The sequence below is a fragment of the Psychrobacter sp. PP-21 genome (genome assembly GCF_033790785.1).
GTDB lineage: Bacteria > Pseudomonadota > Gammaproteobacteria > Pseudomonadales > Moraxellaceae > Psychrobacter.
The window spans coordinates 39488-62530 of sequence record NZ_JAMYEB010000007.1; the positions used below are offsets into that span (position 1 = coordinate 39488).

At 42.1% G+C, this 23043-nt stretch carries 20 protein-coding genes; 14 read left to right on the top strand and 6 right to left on the bottom strand.

Annotation, left to right across the window (positions count from 1 at the left end; translation table 11 throughout):
- Positions 1-269 precede the first annotated feature (269 nt).
- The 7 genes from murG to lpxC all read left to right on the top strand — a co-directional run bounded on the left by murG (position 270) and on the right by lpxC (position 9404).
- Positions 270-1355 (top strand): undecaprenyldiphospho-muramoylpentapeptide beta-N-acetylglucosaminyltransferase, encoded by a 1086-nt coding sequence (murG, locus tag NJD71_RS07835; RefSeq protein ID WP_319051408.1) that lies wholly within the window; start codon positions 270-272, stop codon positions 1353-1355.
- 85 nt (positions 1356-1440) lie between these two features.
- Positions 1441-2880 (top strand): UDP-N-acetylmuramate--L-alanine ligase, encoded by a 1440-nt coding sequence (gene murC / locus NJD71_RS07840; protein WP_319051409.1) that lies wholly within the window; start codon positions 1441-1443, stop codon positions 2878-2880.
- A 23-nt stretch (positions 2881-2903) separates the two neighbouring features.
- On the top strand, positions 2904-3977 hold the full coding sequence (locus tag NJD71_RS07845) for a D-alanine--D-alanine ligase (RefSeq protein WP_319051410.1): 1074 nt from the start codon (positions 2904-2906) through the stop codon (positions 3975-3977).
- Positions 3978-4409: 432 nt separating this feature from the next.
- The gene (locus NJD71_RS07850; RefSeq protein WP_319051411.1) at positions 4410-5213 is read left to right on the top strand and encodes a cell division protein FtsQ/DivIB; all 804 of its coding nucleotides are present in this window, start codon (positions 4410-4412) and stop codon (positions 5211-5213) included.
- Positions 5214-5352: 139 nt separating this feature from the next.
- Complete coding sequence (ftsA, locus tag NJD71_RS07855; RefSeq protein WP_319051412.1) at positions 5353-6678, top strand: cell division protein FtsA; 1326 nt, start codon at positions 5353-5355, stop codon at positions 6676-6678.
- A gap of 284 nt (positions 6679-6962) precedes the next feature.
- Positions 6963-8162, top strand: a complete 1200-nt coding sequence (gene ftsZ / locus NJD71_RS07860) for a cell division protein FtsZ (protein WP_319051413.1) — start codon at positions 6963-6965, stop codon at positions 8160-8162.
- Between the two features lie 324 nt (positions 8163-8486).
- Positions 8487-9404 carry a UDP-3-O-acyl-N-acetylglucosamine deacetylase gene (gene lpxC / locus NJD71_RS07865; protein WP_319051414.1) on the top strand — a complete coding sequence of 306 codons (918 nt, stop codon included), beginning with the start codon at positions 8487-8489 and terminating at the stop codon, positions 9402-9404.
- Positions 9405-9701: 297 nt separating this feature from the next.
- Here lpxC and NJD71_RS07870 read toward each other — a convergent pair whose 3' ends face one another.
- Positions 9702-10217 carry a hypothetical protein gene (locus NJD71_RS07870; RefSeq protein WP_319051415.1) on the bottom strand — a complete coding sequence of 172 codons (516 nt, stop codon included), beginning with the start codon at positions 10215-10217 and terminating at the stop codon, positions 9702-9704.
- A gap of 241 nt (positions 10218-10458) precedes the next feature.
- On the opposite strand from NJD71_RS07870, the gene NJD71_RS07875 reads away from it, so the two are divergent.
- On the top strand, positions 10459-11187 hold the full coding sequence (locus NJD71_RS07875) for a CHAP domain-containing protein (protein WP_319051416.1): 729 nt from the start codon (positions 10459-10461) through the stop codon (positions 11185-11187).
- Positions 11188-11341: 154 nt separating this feature from the next.
- Here the strand turns inward: NJD71_RS07875 and NJD71_RS07880 are convergent, their stop codons facing one another.
- Together NJD71_RS07880 and NJD71_RS07885 are read right to left on the bottom strand one after the other, a co-directional pair.
- Positions 11342-12058: a hypothetical protein gene (locus NJD71_RS07880; RefSeq protein WP_319051417.1), complete on the bottom strand. Its 717-nt coding sequence runs from the start codon at positions 12056-12058 to the stop codon at positions 11342-11344.
- Between the two features lie 209 nt (positions 12059-12267).
- A complete protein-coding gene (locus NJD71_RS07885; protein ID WP_319051418.1) occupies positions 12268-12579 on the bottom strand; it encodes a YhbY family RNA-binding protein in 312 nt (103 codons plus the stop codon).
- A gap of 340 nt (positions 12580-12919) precedes the next feature.
- On the opposite strand from NJD71_RS07885, the gene NJD71_RS07890 reads away from it, so the two are divergent.
- The 6 genes from NJD71_RS07890 (at position 12920) to NJD71_RS07915 (ending at position 18771) form a co-directional block, all read left to right on the top strand.
- A complete protein-coding gene (locus NJD71_RS07890) occupies positions 12920-13552 on the top strand; it encodes an RlmE family RNA methyltransferase (protein WP_319051419.1) in 633 nt (210 codons plus the stop codon).
- 398 nt (positions 13553-13950) lie between these two features.
- Complete coding sequence (ftsH, locus tag NJD71_RS07895) at positions 13951-15846, top strand: ATP-dependent zinc metalloprotease FtsH (RefSeq protein WP_319051420.1); 1896 nt, start codon at positions 13951-13953, stop codon at positions 15844-15846.
- 154 nt (positions 15847-16000) lie between these two features.
- A complete protein-coding gene (gene folP / locus NJD71_RS07900) occupies positions 16001-16894 on the top strand; it encodes a dihydropteroate synthase (RefSeq protein ID WP_319051421.1) in 894 nt (297 codons plus the stop codon).
- A gap of 133 nt (positions 16895-17027) precedes the next feature.
- Complete coding sequence (locus NJD71_RS07905; RefSeq protein ID WP_319051422.1) at positions 17028-17309, top strand: FAD assembly factor SdhE; 282 nt, start codon at positions 17028-17030, stop codon at positions 17307-17309.
- Positions 17310-17361: 52 nt separating this feature from the next.
- A complete protein-coding gene (locus NJD71_RS07910; protein WP_319051423.1) occupies positions 17362-17811 on the top strand; it encodes a hypothetical protein in 450 nt (149 codons plus the stop codon).
- A 246-nt stretch (positions 17812-18057) separates the two neighbouring features.
- The gene (locus NJD71_RS07915) at positions 18058-18771 is read left to right on the top strand and encodes a YidB family protein (protein ID WP_319051424.1); all 714 of its coding nucleotides are present in this window, start codon (positions 18058-18060) and stop codon (positions 18769-18771) included.
- A gap of 154 nt (positions 18772-18925) precedes the next feature.
- Here NJD71_RS07915 and NJD71_RS07920 read toward each other — a convergent pair whose 3' ends face one another.
- The 3 genes from NJD71_RS07920 to trmB form a co-directional block, all read right to left on the bottom strand.
- Positions 18926-20029, bottom strand: a complete 1104-nt coding sequence (locus NJD71_RS07920) for a regulatory protein RecX (RefSeq protein ID WP_319051425.1) — start codon at positions 20027-20029, stop codon at positions 18926-18928.
- 46 nt (positions 20030-20075) lie between these two features.
- The gene (recA, locus tag NJD71_RS07925) at positions 20076-21119 is read right to left on the bottom strand and encodes a recombinase RecA (protein WP_319051426.1); all 1044 of its coding nucleotides are present in this window, start codon (positions 21117-21119) and stop codon (positions 20076-20078) included.
- A gap of 1042 nt (positions 21120-22161) precedes the next feature.
- A complete protein-coding gene (gene trmB, locus NJD71_RS07930; protein ID WP_319051427.1) occupies positions 22162-23001 on the bottom strand; it encodes a tRNA (guanosine(46)-N7)-methyltransferase TrmB in 840 nt (279 codons plus the stop codon).
- Positions 23002-23043 lie beyond the last annotated feature (42 nt).

The window sequence follows — 23043 nt, forward strand, 5'->3', positions numbered from 1 at the left end:
AGCTTAAGATGTATTTTGACGATACAATCACTATTTTTTGAGGTGAAATCGGTCATTGCTTCTTGATGGTTCATCAGTAATATATAGTACTCAGTCGTGCAAGCTCACGACTGAGAGTTCTGTTGTTTTTGCTGCACAAAGTACTGTATACAAGACAATGATTTCCTCTATACTATGCGGGCTTTTGCCATGTCACTATCTTTGGTTAGTGGCATCATAGCAGCAAAGTAAACTCTTCATATAAATAAAGTAAAGATAGGCAGGCGTTTATGAAAACACCGCAGATATTGATGATGGCAGCTGGTACTGGCGGGCATGTTTTTCCAGCGCTTGCAGTAAGTGATGAGTTGACCCGTCGCGGCGCGGTGATTCATTGGTTGGGCACCCCAAATGGTATGGAAAATGGTTTGGTTGAACCGACAGGTTATCCTTTTCATGCCATCAATATGCAGGGACTACGCGGTAAAGGCGTTGGTCGACTATTAAAGCTACCTGTCACTTTGCTATCAGCGACGATGGCTGCTGTAAAAATAATTCGCAGTAATCAAATCGACGTGGTTGTCGGGTTCGGCGGTTATGTTAGCGCACCGGGTGGTCTTGCTGCACGCCTGACCAATACACCACTGATTATCCATGAACAAAACGCTATTGCTGGTATGAGCAATCGCTACCTGTCTAAGCTGTCTGCAAAGACACTACAAGCTTTTGAGAATACCTTTGCCAATAGTGAACAGGATGCCAAGCTTGAAACTGTCGGTAACCCTGTGCGTAATGCCATCACTGGGGTTGCAGAACCGGTGGTACGCTATGATGTGACTGACAATACACCACTTAAACTATTGGTTGTCGGCGGCTCGCTTGGTGCGCAAGTATTAAATGATACGGTACCAAAAGCGCTGGCGCTGCTAAATAAGCCATTCGAAGTCCTTCATCAATGTGGACGCAATAACGAAGCTGCCACGCAGGCGGCTTATAGCGAACAAGATTTAAGCAAGCATCAATTTACCGTACAGCCTTTTATCAATGATATGGCCGCAGCCTACAACTGGGCAGATGTGATTGTTTGCCGTGCTGGTGCATTGACAGTGACCGAAATCCAAAATGTCGGTATTGCCGCTATTTTTGTACCACTGCCGCATGCCGTTGATGACCATCAAACGGCGAATGCTCGCACGTTGACCTCACATGATGCGGCAATCCTATTACCGCAGTCTGAGCTGACCGCGGCGCGTTTGCATGATGAGCTTGCGGTACTCAATCGCGATAGTTGCCTAACAATGGCAAAAAAGGGTCATGCCTTAGCCAATCGTAGCGCAAGTCAGCAAGTCGCTGATATTATTTGGCAAACGCTGTAGTTTACGCCTTGCCACTCGTTGTTTTTCATTTATCACCTTCTACTGTTCTTTAATTTTTATTATCCTTTAATAAAGAGAAAATTTTATGTCTACCTCTGCCAAAGCCTTACCTAAGCGTTTGATTGAAATACCAGAAATGCGCCGTATTCAGCATTTACATTTTATTGGTATTGGCGGCTCAGGTATGTGCGGTATCGCTGAGGTAATGAACAACCAAGGCTATCAAGTCAGTGGTTCTGATATTGCAGAGAGTCTGGTTACTAAGCGTCTACAGCAGATTGGCATCGAGATATCAATTGGCCACGATTCCAAAAACATCGCCAACGCTGATGTGATCGTCGTCTCATCAGCAATTGATCGCAGTAACCCTGAAGTGAAGGCAGCGCTTGAAGCGCGTCTACCGGTAGTACGCCGTGCTGATATGCTTGGTGAATTGATGCGTTATCGTCATGGTATTGCAGTTGCAGGCGCTCATGGTAAAACGACAACGACCAGCCTATTGACCACGATGATGGCAGAAGGGCAGTTAGATCCTACTTATGTGATTGGCGGTAAGCTAAATGCTTCTGGTAAAAATGCAGCGTTAGGTAGCAGCCGTTTCTTGGTAGCAGAAGCAGATGAGTCTGATGCGTCATTTTTATCATTGCGCCCGATGGCCGCGATCGTGACTAACATCGACCAAGATCACATGGAAACTTATGAAAACAGCTTTGATAAACTAAAAGCCGCCTACATTCAGTTTTTGCAGAATATGCCGTTTTATGGCTTAGCAGTGGTCTGCGGTGATGATCCTGAGCTGTATGCAATGATTGATGATATTGGCCGCCCTGTGTTGACTTTCGGACTTGAGCCTTTCAATGACGTACAAGCTGTCGATTTGGTAACTGAAGGTACCAAAACACACTTTACGGTATTGCGCCGTGACCGTGAGCCATTGCGTTTGACGCTGAACATTCCTGGTACTCATAATGTCTACAATGCGCTTGCCGCTATCACGATGGCAACTGATGAAGGGGTGGATGATGCAGCGATTGAGCGTGCGCTACAGAAATTTGAAGGGGTAGGTCGTCGTTTTGAACAGCATGCTTCTGTAGATATCGATGATGGCAATGTCTTATTGATTGATGATTATGGTCATCATCCAAAAGAAGTCGACGCTACTATCAAAGCCGCTCGTCAGAGCTTTCCTGATCGTCGTTTGGTTATGCTGTTTCAGCCGCATCGTTATAGCCGTACTCGCGATTGCTACGATGATTTTGTTGATGTGTTATCAAGTGTGGACGAGCTACTACTATTGGATGTTTATTCGGCAGGTGAGAGCCCAATCACAGGCGCTGATACCAAATCATTAGCACGCAGTATTCGTCTGCGCGGTGAAGTTGAGCCAACGATTATTGATAAAGACAATCTAGCTCCTGTTATGCAGCGTTTATTAAAAGCCAATGATATGCTCATCACGCAAGGTGCAGGTAACGTGGGACAGATTGCTGTCGACTTGGCTGCCAATAACCTTTATATCAAGTAAGCTAAAACTTAGGAGCTGTCCTCATGACGACTAATAATAAAGACAATACAAGCAATCAGAACCAAGCCATTACCAATCCAGAGATGGCAATGGCCGCAGCTGCACAAGTAAAACAAGATAACGTTGATACTACGTCAAACAAAACAGACAACGTAACCTCTGTCAGTACGATAACCAGTCATGTAAAAGACGCGAAGCAGTTCGGAAAGGTTGCCGTCGTTTATGGTGGCAGTAGCAATGAGCGTAGTGTGTCTTTGGATAGTGGCGCTGCTGTCTTGCAAGCACTTCAAAATCAAGGCGTCGATGCAACTCACTTTGATCCAAAGCATCAAGATATCACAGAATTACGTGAGTACGATCGCGTGTTCAACGTCTTACATGGTCGCGGCGGTGAAGACGGTTTATTACAAGGTGTACTGCAGTGGTTTGACATACCGCAGACCGGCTCAGGTATTTTGGCATCAGCATTGGGCATGGATAAAATCCGTACCAAGCAGCTATGGCAAGGTTGCGGTTTATCGACTGCCCCTTTTTCATTATTGACGGCCGATACGGATTGGCAGCAAGTGGTTAACATGCTGGGTCTACCACTTATCATCAAACCCGTTCATGAAGGCTCAAGTATTGGTATGACAAAGGTCAACCATTTAGATGAGTTGCCTGCTGCTTATGCTACCGCAGTACAGTGCGGTGATGCTGTAATGGCTGAACGCTGGATTACAGGTCGTGAATTTACGATTGTGATTATTGATGACGAAGCTTATCCTGTCATCCGCCTTGAGCCTGCCGACATTACCAACTTCTATGATTTTGAAGCAAAGTACAATCGCAATGATACCAGCTACTATATTCCTTGCGGATTGACTGCTGCCGACGAAAAGCATCTACAAGATTTAAGTCTTGCTGCATTTCGTGCGGTGGATGCAAAAGGTTGGGGGCGTATTGATGCCATGCAAGATGAAGCAGGCAATTTCTGGCTACTAGAGATTAACACGGTGCCTGGTATGACCAGCCATAGCTTGGTTCCGATGGCAGCCAAAGCACGCGGCATGGACTTTGATACATTGTGCTGGCACATACTATCGCAGACAGTATAGTTATTCGCTGTTTAAGTCGTTTGCGGTTTTATAGTTAGTTATAGTTGTATAGTCGTGTTTTTATCCCATACTACTAACCGTTATTAGCGTGTTCAACGTGTTGCTAAAGCTGCTATATCATAGCTTCATGTAAACTTGTGTAAATTCAAGGCTGCTAACGAGTGTTAGGCTATTGTTTGACTATGAAATACGTTAATATTGCAAGAATGGGTTTAGTTTAATAATATTTATCTCTGTGATAGAGATAACTCATAAGTTATTCATAACCTAAGAAAAATGTTACGTTTAAATAAGAATAATTGCAGTGTACGAGTCGTTTTATTGACAGACTTTGATAATATATCGAATGAATAGGCTTCTGCAAAATGTATGCAGATTTATATCAATAATGAGCATGATCAGTTTTATGCAAATATAGGGACAAAGGTCGTTATGGCTCAAACTGTCAACGAGGTAACTGACTTGATGAGTGATAAAGCCGGTCGCCCAGTATCTAAAATCCAGATACCGAATTCGGTCAGATATCTTTTTATGATATTGGTAATAGGATTGCTAGTGCTGATATTGATAATGGGTGGCAAAGCACTGCGTGATGCACCGCCAGCTGAGATTCATGTTAGTAACCAAGGATTGTCTAGTGCCCAATATAACTCGTTGCAAACGGTGATGGATCAGCAAAAGGTCAGTAGTTTTTTTACTTCCGATCTACAAGCGTTGCGAGATATCACGACGGGTTTGGCCTGGGTTGATCAAGTGAGTATCTCTCGTGACTGGCAACGCGGTATTGTTGTTACCGCTTTACCGAAGCAAGCGGTCGCCAACTTTGGTACAGAACGTCTGGTCGATGCAAAGGGCGCTGTTTTTGTTCCTGCTGATAGTAACGATTTGACTCAGGAACGTTTTGCTACCTTACAAGGTGAGATGACTCAAGCACCAGTTATTATGCAACAAATGCAGCAGGTCAATGATTGGTATGCACCACTTGATATGCAAGTTGCCGATATTATCTTATCACCAAGAATGACGTGGTTGATTCGTTTTGATAATGGCTTACGCGTTATTGTTGATAATGAAAACACGGCGCAGAAGTTATTGAATCTAAGCCAGCTACTGGGCAATCAGTTAAGCGGACGCCGCGATGAGATACAGTCTGTAGATTTACGTTATAAAAACGGCTTTACCATAGCTTGGGATATGTCAGCATCACCTGTTGAGGAATCAGAACAACCACAGTAGCACTAAGCAAAGCAATAGTAGGATCAATAAGAGGTTATGACCTGATTTGAAACTATTTGGCTTAAACGAATAATATATGTACAACATCATAGCGTGTTAATAACGCTTTTTTTAACGATTCAACAGGAGGACATAGTATGTGCTCCTGTCTAGCGATAATTTGTCTGGTACCATGAAAAATAATGAAAATCTGGTTGTTGTCCATTTAAGTGCCACGGCAGTATATGTCGTTATTGGCAATGTTGTCTCTGCAAAAGACATTCGTATTTTGGGCGTGGGGAAAGTTAAGAACAGCGATTTTTATCAAGGTCAAATAAAGCATCGTGAACGTCTACAAGGTGCTATCAAGCAAGCTATCCAAGAAGCTGAAGATACTGCTAACTGCCGCGTGCATAGTGTGTGGTTAACCCTAGCGACGCCTGAACTGTCTAGTAAAAACAGCGCAGGGGAAGTTAGGGTAGAAGATGACGTCGTGCGAGCCAATGATATGGTACAGGCATTGTCTAATGCCAAATCACGCGATCTACCATCTGATTACTACCTTATGCATTGTTGCCAGCAAGGTATCTACGTCGACGATCAAGATTTTATGGTCGATGACGTCATTGAGATGATGGCACACAACATTACTGTGATGTATCACATGATGATGATGCCAGTCGCTAGCCGCCAAAATATCCAAAAATTATTGCAAAGTTGCGACGTTGGTATCGACCACATTGTATTTGATGCGGTGACCAGTGCCGAATATAGCTTGATGAGTGAAGAGCGTCAGCAAGGTGTGTGCTTGGTGGATATTGGTGCCAGCACGACCAGTATCTGCGTTTATAAAGAAAATAAATTAATCTTTACCCATTGTATCGCTACCGGCAGTCACGAAGTAACGATGGATATCTCAGCTGATTTTGGTATATCGATGATTGAAGCTGAACGGTTGAAAAAATCTTATGGAACTGCTGACGCTACCAGCGTTGACCCCAGCGCTTTCTTCTTGTTTAAGCCGCAAGGGTCTAGTGATGAAATCAATATCGGTATCTATAATCTAGCACGCATTATCGAAGCACGTTATGTGCAGATATTTACAGAAGTGGCCCGTCAGTTACATGAAGCGGGTTTGATAGGCTATATAGATAAGGGCATCGTACTAACGGGTGGCGGTAGCACAATCAAAGGCATGATACCTTTTGCCAAAAGACTGCTAAAAATGCCAGTCGTATTGACCAATACTCATCCTGCTATCAGTGCCTATAACCATTTTGATAATGATGAATCATTTAAGCAGCTTAATAGTCAGGTGAACGATCGTGCTTATCAAACGGCTTTTGGTACACTACTATATAGTCAAAGCGAGCAGTTTCGCCGCAGTGAAAAAAGTGAGCCTGATACGATCCAAAAAAATCGAGTCACAGGTGTCTTTCAAAGCGCAGGGCAACGCTTTGCTAACGTGTTGAAAAAAATACTATAGTAGTATTCTGACTGTAGTCCTGTTTTATGAGTTATTTAGTGTCTAAGCAGCTCACAAGACACTAATGAGTAATTTGAGAAAAATTGAAATAATATCGATAATAATACGTTAAGCAAGAAAAGTAATACCTTGAGGTAATGACATATTATTGTCTATGCTGAACTATTTGATCTATAGCCCTGTTCTATTTAAATACATTTATATATAGTATGTCGATAGCGCGCCATATGAGTGCGTCAATACGTATCGACCTATACGCTATCTGCAACTGGAGAATCTTTTTTATGTCAAAATACACCATGCCAGATGATAATCAGCTTCAAAACAACGGCCAAGCGAGCTTCACTGTATTCGGTGTTGGCGGCGGCGGCGGTAATGCAGTTGAACATATGGTACAACAAGGAATTAGAGGTGTAACGTTCGTCTGTGCTAATACAGATAAGCAAGCGCTAGATCGTCTAACTGCACCGCACAAGCTACAGCTTGGTGCCAAAACAAACCGTGGTCTAGGTGCAGGGGCAAATCCAGAAGTGGGTCGTGAAGCTGCCGAAAGTGAAGAAGAATCTATCCGCGCATTGCTCGAACATTCAGATATGGTGTTCATCACCGCTGGTATGGGTGGCGGTACTGGTACAGGTGCAGCGCCAGTTGTTGCACGTATTGCAAAAGAAATGGAAGTGTTGACAGTAGCTGTCGTAACCACACCATTTAAGTTTGAAGGCGGTAAGCGCATTAAAGCTGCTAAAGCAGGTATTGAACAGCTTACTAATTTCGTTGATTCAATTATCACTATTCCAAATGATAAGTTGATGAGCGTGTACGGTAACATCTCTATGCAAGATGCCTTCAAAAAAGCAGATGATGTGTTGTTGCATGCTGTGCAAGGTATTGCAGAGACGATCGCTAGCGAAGGTATGATTAATATTGACTTTAACGATATTCGCACAGCAATGACTGCTAAAGGTCATGCAATGATGGGTATCGGCCGTGCTAGTGGTGATGATCGTGCACGTCAAGCCACTGAAAAAGCCATTAGATCACCATTACTTGACGACTTACGTCTAGAAAATGCCAAAGGCCTACTGGTTAACGTCATTTCTTCCGAGTCATTATCATTGGATGAGATGAGCAAAATTAGTATCATCGTTGAAGAAATCACTGATATCGATGACGCTCATATTTTCTATGGTTCTGTGATTGATGAAAAAATGGGTGATGACTTGCATGTCACAGTCATTGCAACAGGTTTGACTCTAGATGAAAATGCAGGTCAAGAGCCAGAAGTGGTTGAGCAGCCGGTACCTTCTGTAAATAGCACACAGCCTGTCGATCCTAATGTGCATACCAGTGCATTGAACAGCCAAAAGCATTCGCAAGCTCAGATGCATCAGGACACTGCTCCGCGTCCAAGTACGCCTCACGAGCAAACAAAGACAAAGACCAATAGTATCCAAGACTATCTGAAGCGCCAACAAAATAAATAGTCCTAACCCCATACAAAGAAGCCAGCATCTAAATGCTGGCTTTTTTATGTCTATAGATCAGGAACCGTATATAAAGGAAGAATAATAAAGGTCGTCGTACAATAAAATGTTTCAAGATATAAAAGTATGTCCAAAAACTACTACCTTAAATCCTTAGATGGTATATAAAAGTTATAGGAATAGAGCCACAACAAGGATAGTAATAGGGACGATAAGTGTTATCAATCAAGGAGATAAGGAAATTAACGCTTTTTATTTGTAGCGAATTAGGCATAGGTAATGGTACACTATGTCAATTGTAACAAAATATGTGAGAAAACAGCCATGAACCAAAGAACCATAAAAACAGCGATAGCCGTTACAGGTACTGGTCTACATAGTGGTCAGCCTGTTGACTTAGAGTTCCATCCACAGCCGGTTGATACTGGTATTGTTTTCGAGCGCTCCGATATTGTAGGTAGCGAGCCTATCCCAGCAAATGCATTTTTGGTACACGATACTATGATGTCCTCGAATCTAGTATTCGGTGGGACGCGAGTAGGTACCGTCGAGCACTTGCTTAGCGCGATTGCTGGACTTGGGGTAGATAATTTACTCGTTCGTGTTTCTGCCTCTGAGATACCTATCATGGATGGCAGTGCAGCGCCTTTTGTTGCTTTATTACTTGATGCAGGGTTTTGTGAGCAAGAAGCTTCAAAGAAGTTTATCAAAATCATCCGTCCAGTCCGCGTAAAAGTAGATGATAAGTGGGCAGAGCTGCGCCCTTATGACGGGTTTGAATTGAATTTTGAGATTGACTTTGATCATCCTGCTATCGATAAAAACTTCCAACACGCACAGCTACAGTTTTCTACACAGAACTTCATTGAGCAATTAAGTGAAGCCCGTACTTTTGGATTTTTGCGTGATATAGAAGCCATGCGCCAAAACAATCTGGCTCTAGGTGGCAGTATGGACAATGCTATCGTTATTGATGACATGAATATTCTTAATGAAGAAGGCCTACGTTTTAACGACGAGTTTGTTCGTCACAAGATTTTAGATGCATTAGGAGACTTATATTTGATTGGTTATCCGATTATAGGACGTTTTAATGCCTATAAGTCTGGTCATGCACTAAACAATTTGCTAGTACGTGAGATATTATCCGATGAAGATAACTTTGAAATTGTAACTTTTGATGACAATGTAACATGCCCAATAGAGTATTTACCGTTGAATGGTTTAGCAGTTGAAGGATGAATACAGGAATATACACGAAGTATCGAAACATTTACGCAATATTACATAGTAACGTTGTGATTACATTAATATAATATGTCGTATTTTGAATATATAGTCTAGATAATTTTTTAGATTTCTTTCTAAGGCAGTGTATATAAAAGCTGTAGGCAAATAATAAATCATCTGTTGGTTCCCTTTTATATACAAGTGGAACTGGCAGATGATTTTTTTTGTGTAATAGATTACAAAAACCCAGCGTTATCCATGCCATTGTACGTTTTTTTTACATAACTTTACATTGTAATATTTATATTTTTACTCATTTATCAAACGCAAAAGCGCTTTTTTGAGGTTTTTATCGGTGGTGACATGCTCCGCAGCCTGTGATATAGTCCTTTTTGTGTTTTGGCTAAGAGCCTGATTTTCATTGGCTTTACAAGGTTTTGATAAGGTTGCTGATAACACTGATGATTGTTTAGGTGAACGATTATCAGTAGATATTTTAGCTACTACAACGCGGATTTGCTTGAGTTGTTTAAATGTAATTGACTGCTCTGTTAACACTTGCAAATAAGCGTTTTGTAAATAGCGAATATGATTGGCCGCTGTCATTGAGCCTACACTGAGTATTAATTGCTCAGAGGTTAAGCCTACGACCCAACAGGTATTGAGGATTTCCTCAGGTAGACAGTCTACCAGCAGCTCTTTTACCTCATTGGTCGCCTCTATATACAGCCGCATGTTATCAGCAAGAGTTTGAGGTAGTGCGCTACCAGCAAAAGCTTGATGATCTATAAGCTGGGCAAGCCGATTAGGCTGTTTTTTTGACATCGCAATGACTCATCTATTAGGTGACAAATTCGATATTCAGAACAGACATGCTAGAAGCAGTATATAGCATAGGGTTTATGAGACAGTTGACTAAGCAAGGTACTGGTATTAGTCACTATAAAAGAACGAGCTGTTGTGATCAGGATTTTATCACGTTTATCTGATAATTATATCCTCTAAATTAATCGATGCTTTGTCACGGATGACGAGCAGACTTGTATTAACAATAGGTAGTAAATTTATGAAACAAGCTTTATTAATTTTGTCAGTATTGGGAATGGGCATAGCACAGACGAGTGGTGCTGCCGAAACAACCTTTCAACCAAATAATACCTTGAGTCATACCATCACAAATATCTCTACTTCTGCGAACTACGGTTCTAGTCGCAACATCTATAGCACTAATAGCGGTGCTCATGTATATAGCAACGATGAGATCAGTCAAGCCATTGATAACCTAAGCGCTCATGCTAAACAAAAAGAATATCAGCTTGCCTCATTGACGAGTCGTTTGTCTTACGAGCAGCGTCAGCAGCAAGCGAGTCGCGTTCCTGATCGCAACTCTGCTCCTGCTATCGCAGCGGCAAATGCGTCAAGAGTAGCCCTATCTAGAAGCTCTGGCTATTGTGCTCGCTATGTACGTAAAGCATTACAGTCAGCAGGCTATGAGTTTACGCCGAACCCTTCAGCGTATCAGTATGCCTCTCGTGGCACGCTAGCCCAAGCAGGATTTACCAAAATCAGTAATGATATGGCACCTCAAGTTGGCGATGTGGTTGTCTACAACCGTACGTCAAGTCGTCCACATGGCCATATTCAGATTTTTGATGGTAATGACTGGGTATCTGACTTCCGTCAAAACAGCATCAGCCCATACAGCGGTAATTATAGCTACACGACATGGCGTGATTCGCAGTATGTCGATGACGCATCTAACCGTGGTATCTACCTTGCGATGGCTGATAAATAAATATCGGTTAAACAGATCTAAAGTTTTCTCCAAACTCAGTAATGCTCTTTATGACATTGCTGAGTTTTTTTTGTGCTTTAAATAAGTGCACCTAAGGATAAATGTATCTAGTAATAAGTGTGTCTGAGTGAGTACAACCCATAGCATCATCACGTTAAAGCTTAAATTTTGACCAATAGTCATGGTTATGAAAATCAGGTGGAGAGGCGTGCTGAGAGGCAAAATATAAACTGTGCTCACCAAACTGCAAAATAACACAAGGATGTATCTGCTCAACGGTTATATTGGCAACGCTGTATTTATGGTTAGGTAATTCAGTTATAGGAATAGAAAAGCGACGTTCATATTGATAAGACGAATTTACTAGTGATAGCTCGCTCTTTATAGATGTTTCTGGCTGACTGACACTATCAGACCAGTTGATAGCTACGCGTGTGAGTCCGTCAGTATCGTATAGCGGTGTTGGTGGTAAGGTAGCAGGGTTACGATAGCCTTTAAACTTATAGAGTGCATAGCGACCATCAGGACTGGCATTGACTTCAATATAAGGCGCTGTTTGCTGACGTATCGTTGACTCTTTACCACTGATGGAGCTGCCAGTAATAAAACACTCAAGGCAGGTCTCTTCCCATAGATAGTCAGTAAATTTTACTCGGGCTTGCTGCCAAACTGGCCACGCCAATTGACTTGCTAATACGTGACTGGGTAAGGTGATTTGATAAGTTAAGCGTAATTGTAGTACGGGCTGATTAATAATATCAGCGATTACTTTGATATCGATACGCTGCAGATCATCAGTAGTTACGCCTAGCAGCTGTGCATCTTGCTCTAATGACTCTGTCGCTATACAGAGAGTAAAAGATTGATTCATTGTCTATAAAACTCGATAGTAATTATAAAAGAGTAATGAAAATGACGGCTACTAAGCATTAGTATCAGGTGCCAATTAAGTCTTCAGCTACCAGCAAATATAAAAGCCGCGAGCAAGATACATCGCGGCTTTTATATTTGCTGTCATTATTTCGAGCGTATTTTGATATTTTCAAAATGAGAACACACCCTAGTTATCAGCTCATCATCTTATTGCGCATGACGTGCTAAGTTAGACAGTTTTGGGTTTGCATTTGGGTTTTGACGTAGCAGTAGTGCCATACGGCCAATAGAGTGAACCAAAGACGCATTGGCTGCTTTGGCGAGCTGAGCACCAACGACGTCACGTTCTTCTTTGGTACCAGCAGGCAGTTTTACTTTGATAAGTTCATGATCTGATAAAGCGCGATCAATCTCTTCAGTAATGGTCGGTGTGATACCTTTGTTGCCAATCATAACGATAGGCTTTAGCTCGTGACCGATGCCTTTTAAGCGTTTGATAGTAGCGTTATCGAGTTGCATAGAATTCCTAGGTGTTGGTAAAAATAAAAAGGGTACTGTCAGAAACAGTTATTGATCATTATAGATAATATGAGACCGTCTTGCATGAGATCCGCAGGATTTTGCACGATTTTACGTGACGGAAATGTTAAACTGAATGTTTGGTTATATTATAAACGCTACTGCCCTATAAAACAGTGTTTTAACCAATAGAATTTAGTCAGTTTGTGACCAATCACGAATAAATGGCTTAATCGATGATACATTTAAAATAATCAACGTCTTATTGAGTTTAGATTGCTAGTCATAACATAATTGAAAAGAGTATATTTGAGTTTGCCAAGTCATAGGAGCAGGTATTTTGGCCACGCGTATCGAAAACAAAAAACTGTCAAAGAGCAGCAGTGCTTGGATGAAAGAACATATCGACGATCATTATGTACAGAAAGCGCAAAAAGATGGCTACCGTGCCCGTGCAGCTTATAAGTTATTAGAGATTAATGAAAAAACGAGTTTGATTAAAAAAGGCATGACGGTCGTAGATTTGGGAAGTGCTCCTGGTAGTTGGTCTCAAGTAGCTGGTCAACTGGTCGGAGACAATGGCATTTTGATTGCGTCTGACATTTTACCGATGGATACTTTACCTGATGTCACCTTTATTCAGGGTGATTTCCGTGAAGCTGAAGTATTTGATGCCATTATGGCAGAAGTAGGCGACAGGCAAGTCGATGTGGTGCTGTCTGATATGGCACCCAATACGGCTGGGAACAGTGCTATTGATCAGCCACGTATGATGTATCTGTGCGAGCTAGCAGTTGACTTTGCTTTATCAACCTTACCAGAAGGTGGCGCACTTATTATGAAAGTGTTTCAGGGTCAAGGTACACAAGAATTACGCAAGCAGATGCAGCAGGATTTTAGTAAGATTCGTAGTATAAAGCCAGGGGCTTCGCGACCGCGATCAAAAGAGATGTTTTGGATAGCGATTAAATAGTTTTAACATCAATAAGTTGCGGATCTTGTAAGCAAGATAATAAGGCACCATAAAGTAGTGCTATCGCAATATTAAAACTGTGACAATCGTTCAACGAATAATCGCGAAACCTGCTTGAATTATGCGGGTTAGCACCATATATCATGGTATATTACCTTTGTTTTTAGCATACGTTTTAGGCAAAGTCGTCTGATGACAAGCGTTTTATAAGCTCATTAACGATATATCTATGTTTTTCTATACTGATTGCTTACCAAAAAAGCCTTTGTGCTATTTTTGCATCGCGCTATTTTGAGCAAGCGTTTTTAGTATTGAAATATTTATCAAAAATGAGTAACACGTTTATAGACGTCACGTGTTTAGTAAACACACCAATAAGTAAGGGATGGGAATAACTAGTGAGCGACATGGTAAAAAATACCTTATTGTGGCTGGTGGTAATCGGCGTTTTGGTACTGGTGTTTAGCGGCTTTGATCAGTCTTCTGAGCCGGATAACCTTAACTACTCTGAGTTTGTGACCGCTGTGTCAGAGAATCAGGTAGCCAGTGTCGAAATCGATGGCGAGCAGATCACCGGCGAAAAGAAAAATGGCTCATCTTTTGAGACCATTAGACCAGCTGTGTCAGATGACCAGCTAATGCCAATGCTACGTGAGAACCAAGTCGAAGTTCAAGGAACGGCACCAAAGCGCCAAAGCGTACTGATGCAGCTACTGATAGCCAGTTTCCCAATTTTACTGATTATTGGTCTGTTCTTATTCTTTATGCGTAATATGCAAGGCGGCGCTGGTGGTAAAGGCGGTGGTCCGATGAGCTTTGGTAAATCAAAAGCGAAAATGCTGACTGAAGATCAAATCAATGTGAACTTCGAAGACGTGGCTGGTTGTGAAGAGGCCAAAGAAGAAGTCGTTGAAGTGGTCGATTTCTTACGAGATCCAGATAAATTTACCAAACTTGGTGCGACGATTCCTCGTGGTATCTTGATGGTAGGTCCACCAGGTACGGGTAAAACGTTGCTAGCAAGAGCTATCGCTGGTGAAGCAAAAGTACCGTTTTTCTCAATTTCAGGTTCTGACTTTGTTGAGATGTTTGTGGGTGTTGGTGCATCACGTGTCCGCGATATGTTCGAACAGGCGAAGAAAAGCGCTCCTTGTATCATCTTTATCGATGAGATTGATGCAGTCGGTCGTCATCGTGGCTCAGGCATGGGCGGCGGTAACGACGAGCGAGAGCAGACACTGAACCAGCTATTGGTTGAAATGGATGGTTTTGAAGGCAATGAAGGCGTTATCGTTATTGCTGCAACTAACCGTGCTGACGTACTTGATAAAGCGTTATTGCGTCCAGGTCGTTTTGACCGTCAGGTTCAAGTGGGCTTACCAGACATCAAAGGTCGTGAGCAAATCCTAAAAGTACATTTGAAGAAACTGCCAAACACCATCAGTGTAGACGCCAGTTCTCTTGCTCGTGGTACACCAGGATTCAGTGGTGCACAGCTTGCCAACCTTGTAAACGAGGCGGCATTATTTGCAGCACGTCGCAACAAGACCAGCGTCGATATGAATGACTTTGAAGATGCCAAAGATAAGCTATACATGGGCCCTGAACGCAAATCTATGGTGATACGCGAAGAAGAGCGCCGTGCTACCGCTTATCATGAAGCGGGTCATGCTTTGGTTGCGGAGCTGTTGCCAGGTACAGATCCTGTGCATAAGGTTACTATTATGCCGCGTGGTTTTGCCCTTGGTGTAACTTGGCAGTTGCCTGAACATGACCAAACCAGCATGTATAAGTCAAAAATGCTAAGTGACATTGCTATTTTGTTCGGTGGTCGTATCGCTGAAGAAGTATTTATCAACCAGATGTCAACGGGCGCTTCAAATGATTTTGAACGTGCAACCAAAATGGCGCGTGCAATGGTAACGAAGTACGGTATGTCTGACGCACTTGGTATTATGGTTTATGAAGATGATGACAATTCACAAGGATACTTTGGTGGCGGTGGCCGTACGATTTCAGAAGCCACGCAGCAAAAGGTCGATGACGAAGTACGCCGTATGCTAGAAGAGCAGTATGATATTGCTCGTGAACTGATCGAAGGTAATCAAGAGAAGATGCATGCGATGGTTGATGCATTGATGAACTGGGAAACCATTGATCGTGATCAACTGCAGGACATTTTAGCAGGAGAAGATCCACGTCCACCTAGAGTGTATCAGCATAATGAAGTAAATTTGTCTAAGAACGATATCAAAACAACGGGTACTACACCGCCACCACTACCAGCGATGTAAACTCTAGTTGATTCATATTTGATAAAAAGCCCTTTACGATAAAGGGCTTTTTTATTGTCATCATTTTATACAGGTTTTAGGACAGCATAAGATTTACTGGTATCATAAGCACAGACGAAAGCAGCTAAAAAAGATTATTAATTAGAGATCGGTCATGTCATTATTCCAGCCTTTGCCCAGCTATAAAATCACCAGTCGCGACAAAACACTGAATTTGTCGCAGCCTCATATCATGGGTATCCTAAACGTCACACCAGACTCATTTTCAGATGGTGGGCAATTTAACGGTGTAGATAATGCTGTTGCGCATTGTCAGCAGATGATAGAAGAGGGCGCGACTATTATTGATATCGGCGGTGAGTCTACTCGTCCCCATGCAAACACTGTCGCGACTACTGAGGAGCTACAGCGAGTCGTGCCAGTGGTTCACGCAATCCGGCAGCACTGCGGTGATAATATCTGGCTATCTATCGATACCAGTAATCCAAAGGTCATGCAGGCAGCCTTTGATGCTGGTGCTGATATTTGGAATGACGTCAGAGCACTAAAACGTACTGGTGCAGCAGAGTTGGCAGCGACTCTTGATATACCTGTTATGCTAATGCATATGCGCGGTGAGCCAACCACGATGAATAATCTGGCACAGTATGACGATGTGATAGGTGAGGTGAGTACAGAATTGACTGCTCGCATTCATGAAGTGATAAGCTCTGGTGTCAACAAAGATAAAATTATTATAGACCCAGGCTTTGGTTTTGCTAAAAATTACGAGCACCACTGTGCATTATTGAGTCAATTAGGCAAACTGCAGGCGTTACAGTTACCCATAATGTTTGGCATCTCACGTAAGCGCTTCTTAGCAGAAGTGTTGACTAACAGTAGCGCTCAAGCAATGCAAAGTACACAAGCCATAGAGCGAGATGCAATCGGTACGGCTGCTGGGATATTTGCGTTACAACAAGGAGCAAGTATCATCCGTACGCATAATGTAGGAATGATGCAGCAAGCAGTGGCATTGTGGAGTCAACTATCAGAATATCCTCACTAGCGTCGTCTGATAAGCCGAGACGATGGATAAGGTGTGCTACTGTGATAAATATTTATATGCTATATCTAAAATCTGTCTCTTACTGATTATTGAACCTACCATCAAAAACCACTTAAAAAATGAGAGTATCTGTATGACCAATATTATCCAACCAGAACCAACCAATGAGCAGCGCCGTATTATCTACCAGGCTCGTCGCGGTTTAAAAGAATTAGATTTTTATATCGATCCTTATGTTAAAGAGCTCTACCTAACAGCAGATGCATCTGAGCAAGAGACCTTCGCTCAGATGCTCACGCATGAAGATCCTGACTTGCTCGATTATTTTACCAATCAGAATCGACCAGAAGAGGATGATATCTGGGCGTTAGTGAATAAGATAAAAACTTGGCGCCATACCAAAGACTTAGTGTAGAAGTAGCGAAACTGATGACTCCAATATTTGACGTTTTTCATGACATACTCATATGACGCTGGTAACCTCACTACGCATTGATATCGCTATTCAAACTGCCAGCCGTTTACGGTGGTTACTTTATGCCAGCCTAGTGGTCACAATGATGGTGTTGGCATGGCTGGCATCTTTGGTATTATGGCAGTATGTACTTATTTTAGTAGTCTCAGTAGCCGTTGCCAGTTATCTCATTATATCCCGTCCGACACCGTTACGCATCAGCCAGCCGCCGCTAAGACAACGTCTTGATAAACAGTGGCAGCTGTTGATTCGCACGGGTCGAGGTGATGAGTTGTGGCATGCTCAATTACTCACTGTACATCGCTACCCATGGGTAATTATTATTAATTTTAAAATAACAGAGCCTTATCGAAAGCCTTTATCGATAACAGTCTTCCGTGACCAAGTAAATAGTGAGAACTGGAGGGCGCTCAATGTTCTAGCCAATACCGTTATGGAGTAAACTTCATAGGGCTTTATCAAATTTTTATGTCAACTTGACCCTCATATCCATGAACTTACGAACACCTACATGTCATAACAAAACACCTATCTTGCTGTTCCAAGACATTTGCTATATTAATAAACAAGCATAAAGCATATAAACCAACCACTTGATGTCGCAGATTTTATACATGTAAAAAGCACGTATCTGTCGGCTTAAGTGGTGGTTTTTTATTATAATTAATATGACAAAGAGGAATAGAAAATGAGTTTATTAGGGAATTTAGTGAGTCAAGTTGCCCGTAGCGCGATGAACCCAGATGACGCTCAGCGTAATCCGGTAAACCAGCGTGTCGAACCACGTCGTACAGGTGGCTTAGGTGATATATTAGGCAGTGTGCTTGGCGGTAGTAGCCAGGCTGGTGGTTATAATCCGCAGCAGTATGACCGCAAGCCTGATAATGGTTTTGGTTTAGATGACATTATAGGTGGTTTGGCAGGCGGTAACCAACGTGGTAGTGTGAGCTCAGGCGCTGGTGGGTTAGGCGACATCTTGGGTAGTGTATTAGGTGGTCAACGTAGTAGCAGCGGTTTTGGTGGTAAAGGAATGCTTATCGCTGTTCTTATGCCGATGGTACTAAGCTGGATCAAGCGTAATGGTGGTATAGGCGGTGCACTATCAAAAATCACTGGTATGGGACACGGCGCTCAAGCACGCTCTTGGATGAGTACGAACGAGGCTAATGACAATCTAGACCCAAATGAAATCAATCGCTTGTTTGACGAAAGCGAAATCCAGCAAGTGGCCGCTCGTACAGGTGCCAACGAAACAGAAGTACGTCAAGGACTTGCTGAATTATTACCTGAAGTCATGAACCAGCTAACCCCTAATGGCAACCTAGACAATGAAGCGGAAGCAAATGAAGAAATCGATCAAATCATAGGTCAACTGTCTAACCGTCTTGGTACGTTAAAATAATCAATTTGAGTTAAAGCTGTCTACGCTATGAATTTCTAGAGCGGTGGCACTCTTAAATCATGACTATGGGGCACATCTCACGATGTGTTCTTTTTTTGTCTCGTTTAAAGCATATTATTAATATGATAATTGACGATATATTATAAAGAACGAATCAAAAGCGGTCAGCCAAAGTGTCTGTTGTGTAGTTGAGCGCTGCGAAACACACATCGGTATTAAATCCTCTGTATTGCAAAAATCGCAGTTGTTTTGCTTTTTCCTTTTGCTCAGTAGGGACGTTGTCACCGTATTTTTTGGTACGTGCGATGACAGCCAGTTTGAGCCAATCTACGCCATCGACTATATTGTCTTCACTGTCCTCTACAAACTCGCTAAACTCATCCGATTCTGCATTTGCCATATCGATCAGCTCATCGATGTTGCCTGGCATAGCGATCTTCTTGCGGTAGAATTCTTGCTTGATGCGTCCGCGTCCACGACCTTTACGGATATTTTCACGTATGAGCATAAGGGTGGTGCGGTAATCACTCTGATAGCCTTTTTCTTCAAACTCATCGAGTAGGGCATCGACCTTTTCTGGATCTTGCTCCTTATCGATTAGTTTTTGCTTAAGTTCAGCTTTGCCATATTCGCGGCGCGACAAATAATAAAATGCTAGCCAACGCAATCGGCTTTCGGCTTTGATCGCATCGATTTCTGCTTGTTTTTGTTCAGGTGTATGTAAATAAGCCTTAAGTGCAGCTGGGATATTGTCGTTTTGACTGTCCGTTTCGCTGTTGTGAAAAGGGTATAATTCGTTCTTATCCTCTAAGTTGCTTAGAGATAGCTCAACGTTATTATTCATAGCAGGATGGTTACTGGTTTCATCACTATGAATGCTATGCTTAACTTCTGCTAGCATCTCCTTAATCGTTTGCGCTTCAGGCGGTTGATAAGCGGAGGCATTACTTGGCTCAGCAGTGAAATTAGCTGCTGGATGGAAACGCTTTTTACGTTTTTTAGATTTAGAGACTTTGGTTGTACTAGAGGAGGGCGTTTCGAAAAAAGTGCTATCGATAGTAGAGTCATTGAGAGATGAGCTGTCTATCTTTGAATGGGTAGAGCGCTTGGAATAGGTAGAGGGCTTGCTAGATTTGGTTGGCTTTTTAGGTGAGTCTTTAGCAGTATACTTGATTGGTCTTTTTCGTTTGCTCTCGGTAGAGCCAGCTGAGTCGGAGTCCGACTCAGCTAGAATATCAGCCAATGTTTTAATTTTCATAATCAATCATAACTATTTATAGCAGTTACCGATAATGGTTAGACCGTTATTGTACGGGCTCAGGAGCCGGCTCTGCATCCTTTGTTTCACTGCTTTTTTTCTTACCGAGTTTTTCATCACGAATCTTATCTTCGATTTCTTCGGCGATAGCAGGGTTTTCTTTCAAGAACAGCACAGAATTGGCTTTACCTTGACCGATTTTTTCATCGCCGTAGCTATACCATGAGCCTGCTTTACCAACAGCACCAATCTCGACACCCAAATCAATGACTTCGGCCAAATGATTGGTACCTTCGCCATAAGTAATCTCAAATTCTGCTTGGCGGAAAGGCGGTGCCATTTTGTTTTTGATAACTTTGACACGGGTTTGGTTACCTATGATCTCATCACCGTTTTTGACCGCACCAATACGGCGAATATCCATACGGACAGAAGCATAGAACTTAAGGGCATTACCACCAGTCGTGGTTTCTGGACTACCAAACATAACACCAATTTTCATACGAATCTGGTTAATAAATACTACCATGCAATTAGAGCGTTTAGCATTACCCGTAATTTTGCGCAGTGCTTGGCTCATCAGACGTGCTTGTAGACCCATATGTGAGTCGCCCATCTCGCCTTCAATCTCTGCACGCGGAGTCAAAGCAGCTACTGAGTCAATAACGATCATATCGATCGCCCCTGAACGTACCAGCATATCAGTGATTTCAAGCGCCTGCTCACCATTATCAGGTTGCGATAATAGTAGGTCATCAGTATTTACCCCAAGCTTACGTGCATAAACAGGGTCAAGCGCATGCTCAGCATCGATAAAAGCACAAGTGCCACCTTGTTTTTGACACTCTGCAATAGCCTGTAGGGTCATCGTGGTCTTACCTGAGCTTTCAGGACCATAAATTTCAACGATACGACCTTTTGGTAATCCACCTATACCAAGCGCGATATCTAAACCAAGAGAACCTGTCGATACTACATCAGCATCAAGAATGGCTGATTCATCACCCAGATGCATGATGGTGTTTTTACCAAATTGCTTTTCAATTTGACCTAATGCCGCTTTGAGGGCTTTGGCTTTATTGTCGTCCATATTGGATTCCTTGTTTTCGATAATTGATTTGACGCTATAGATAAAACACTTATAGGGTTGAGCACTATAATCAGTGTGCATCCCATGTCACTAAGGATGTGCATACACAGTCATCAGTGTTTGGGTATCTAGCAAAATAAAGAGGTTGTCACACGCATGGTATGAGTAGTAATATCGAAGATATCGCTCTACTATACAGTAAAATTAAATAACGAGAGAAGTAAAAATAAGTTTGTAATTACGAGCGCTACAGTAATTTTTAAGCTGTATTATAGCTATTAGCCATTGTAGAAGACGCTGTAGTGCTACTGATTTGATAGAGTAATTATAACAAAGTTTAAGCAGTATATTGAGGCGTGAGCGATGCTATACGACACTATATGTCGTGTGAGTAGAGATACAGGTTTATAAAAACAGTTCCTGATATAAAATGATTTTGAACCTGATAAAAGCCATACTTGTCAATAGACCAACGAGTTGTCCACAACAAATAATGCGCTTATTTTTATTGATTGTGAAACATTATAAATAACTAAAATTTTTTTAAAAATATTTAAAATAATTTTTTACGCCTTTATATTTAATTTAAGTTGTTGATTTTAAATAATTTTAAATTTGTACAAAAAGTGAACGATTTTATCTTATCCTTTAAGTTATCTGGCTATAAACTTGTCAAGTGGTGACTTATACACAGGGTTATCCACAGCTTATGGGGAGAACTCTCCAAGCCCTTATAATATCTATGCTTGCGTGAATAGACAATATTTTAAAAGCGCTCAATCGTATCTATTAAGAATCAACAAAGACTGTTTTTCGGTAGTAGCCTATGTCTTAAGTGATATGTTTCACATAATAATATTTTATCTTTTTTCACGTACTATCATACTATAGGCCTTTAAAGTCAGCGGTGTGACTCGGTAAAGCCGATTAATAAACTATTAAGCATACTTATAGGTATGATGGCAAGCTTATAAACAGACATAAAAAAGCGGCTAAATAACGTAGCCGCTTTTTTGGACATCACTAGATCAGATGATTTGTATTAGTCTTTGATATAGATCAAATCCCAAACACCATGACCGCGCTCGAGACCACGTCGCTCGAATTTGGTCATTGGGCGAAAGTCAGGACGGTCGGTGAAATTGCCGACGCCTGCTTTGTTGGTTAAGCCTGAAAAACCATCTAGCACCTCAACCATCCAAAAGGCATAATGCTCCCAATCAGTTGCCGTATGGAACCAACCGCCTTGCTTTAGACTGCGTGTCAGAATAGTCATACGCTCAGGACTGACAAAACGGCGTTTATAATGGCGTTTCTTTTGCCATGGATCAGGGAAGTAAAGCTGAATACGATCAATATGGTTTTCTGGCAGTTGTTTGAGCAGTTGAATAGCATCGCCATTGATGATTTTGACATTGCTCAAGTCTTGTGTGCCTGCCATGTAGGCGCATTTACCAATACCAGGCTCATGCACTTCGACACCGACGAAATTGCGAGTAGGTTCTGCTGCTGCCATTTCAATAAATGAATCACCCAAGCCAAAACCAATCTCTAAAGTAAGCGGTGCGTCAGTACCGTTTGGGCTATCAGCGAACAGCGCTCGCAAGTCATCAATACCGGTAAGGTCGCCATCACCAAAACTGTTATTAACCAGATATTTAGAAAATTCTGGTGCAGTCAGAGCCAGCTCGGCATTTTTATTCATGTGCGTGCGACGCTTCATAAATGTATTGACGATACGGATATGTTTGTCAGAAGTAGGCTCTGCCTCTTGGTGAGCACTTGTATCAGTGTTGATAGAATCGCTGGTGCTATTCAGAGTGTGCTCATCAGTAGTATCGGTACTATTGATGGTGTCGTTGATATCAGAATGTTGACTCATAGGGTTACTAGGGCTTAATTAGGTGGGTAGTGTCTGCTTATT